Origin of the sequence: Bergeriella denitrificans NBRC 102155, from assembly GCF_001592185.1 — a bacterium.
Taxonomy (GTDB): Bacteria; Pseudomonadota; Gammaproteobacteria; order Burkholderiales; family Neisseriaceae; genus Neisseria; species Neisseria denitrificans.
Window position 1 is genome coordinate 1 of record NZ_BCWL01000297.1, and the last position, 1,811, is coordinate 1,811.

General features: G+C 55.9%; 1 protein-coding gene. It reads right to left on the minus strand.

Annotation, left to right across the window (positions count from 1 at the left end):
- Positions 1-137: 137 nt before the first annotated feature.
- Entirely contained in the window at positions 138-1,646 is a 1,509-nt protein-coding gene (pta, locus tag BDE01S_RS10340) for a phosphate acetyltransferase (protein ID WP_066081242.1), read from the minus strand.
- Between the last annotated feature and the right edge of the window lie 165 nt (positions 1,647-1,811).

The window sequence follows — 1,811 nt, forward strand, 5'->3', positions numbered from 1 at the left end:
CTGCTCTGGAGTTGGCTCACCTTGTATCAGAATTTACTCTCCGACTATATATTCAAACAAGTGCCTGAAATCCACCCACAAAAAAGCCGTCTGAAACCCCAAAAGTTTCAGACGGCTTTTCCATCACACGCTCAATCTTAGCCTTCCATCTGCTTGGCTTGAATGGCAGTCAGCGCGATGGTATACACAATATCTTCCACCAATGCGCCGCGCGACAAGTCGTTTACCGGCTTACGCAGGCCTTGCAGCATCGGGCCGACGCTCAATACATTGGCATTGCGCTGTACCGCTTTGTAGGTGCAGTTGCCGGTATTCAGGTCGGGGAACACCAATACCGTCGCGCGGCCGGCTACTTGGCTTTCCGGCGCTTTGGATTTGGCTACGCTCGGTACGGTTGCCGCATCGTATTGCAGCGGGCCGTCGATGGCCAGATCCGGGCGTTTGGCTTGCGCGATTTTTGTCGCTTCGATGACGGCGTCCACATCGGGGCCGCTACCGGAGTTCACAGTCGAATAAGAAATCAGCGCCACTTTCGGATCGATGCCGAAGGCTTGGGCAGAATCGGCGGTTTGAATAGCGATTTCCGCCAGCTGCTCGGGCGTCGGGTTCGGATTAACCGCACAGTCGGCAAAAGCCACCACCTGATTAGGCAGCAGCATAAAGAACACGCTGGACACAATGCTTGCGCCCGGCGCCGTTTTAATCAGCTGCAGAGCAGGGCGGATGGTGTTGGCCGTAGTGTGTACCGCGCCCGATACCAAGCCGTCCACATCGTTTTGCGCCATCATCATCGTGCCCAATACCACCGTATCCTGCAGCTGCTCGCGCGCCTGCTCCGGCGTGAGGCCTTTGGATTTACGCAATTCGCACATCGGCTCGACATATTGCTCGATTAACGTAGCCGGATCGATGATTTCCAGCGAATCGGGCAGCGTGATATGACGCTCTTTCGCCACCGCTTCCACTTCTGCACGCGGCGCCAGCAAAACGCAGCGGGCAATGCCTTTTTCATGGCAAATCACCGCAGCCTGTACAGTACGCGGCTCCGCGCCCTCCGGCAGCACAATACGCTTGTCGGCTTTGCCGGCCGAATCAATCATATTGTAGCGGAACTGCGCCGGCGACAGGCGGCGGCTGCTACGGTGGAGCAGCTCGGAAAGATCGTTGAGTTTTTCGCTCGAGCCGAAGAAGGTCAGGCCGGTTTGCTCGGCCACCGCTTCGCCCACGCCGGGTTGGGCGCAGTCGAGAATAAAGCCGCCCAATACATCCGGCGCAGTCACATAAGCCTGCTTGGCCAGATTGAGTTTTTTCACCAGATAATCCACATCGTGGCTGCCCGCTACCGCCGCAAACACCACCGCCGCATCCAGCGAAAGCGCCAGCTCGAGGTTTTTCGTGGACAGGAAGATTTTTTCCGCATCGGGGCGGATGCCTTCCACCACCAGATTTTCCGCATCCAAAGCCGCCGTTTCACCGACGACCGCGTCAAACCAATCATCGCTTTTACCTTGGCAGATTAAGCGTTCCGCATCGCCGCTGGCATCGAGGGCGCAAAAAGTACCGGTATTCAAAGCAGCCGCTACCGCCTGGGTAACCGCCGAGCCGTCTGCGCTGGCAGAAATCGGCACAATTAAGATATTTGCCATGAGAGTATCCTTTTCTGTATCACTATGCCGCGCCGCCCGGCAGGGCGGTTTAGCTTCCTGCTGGTTTATACAGGATTACAGGCCGTCTGAAAAGGGTTGAGCCGCCATCTTTGCAGATTTTTCAGACGGCTTTTGCGTTAAATCATTTAGATTTTAATTTTTAGA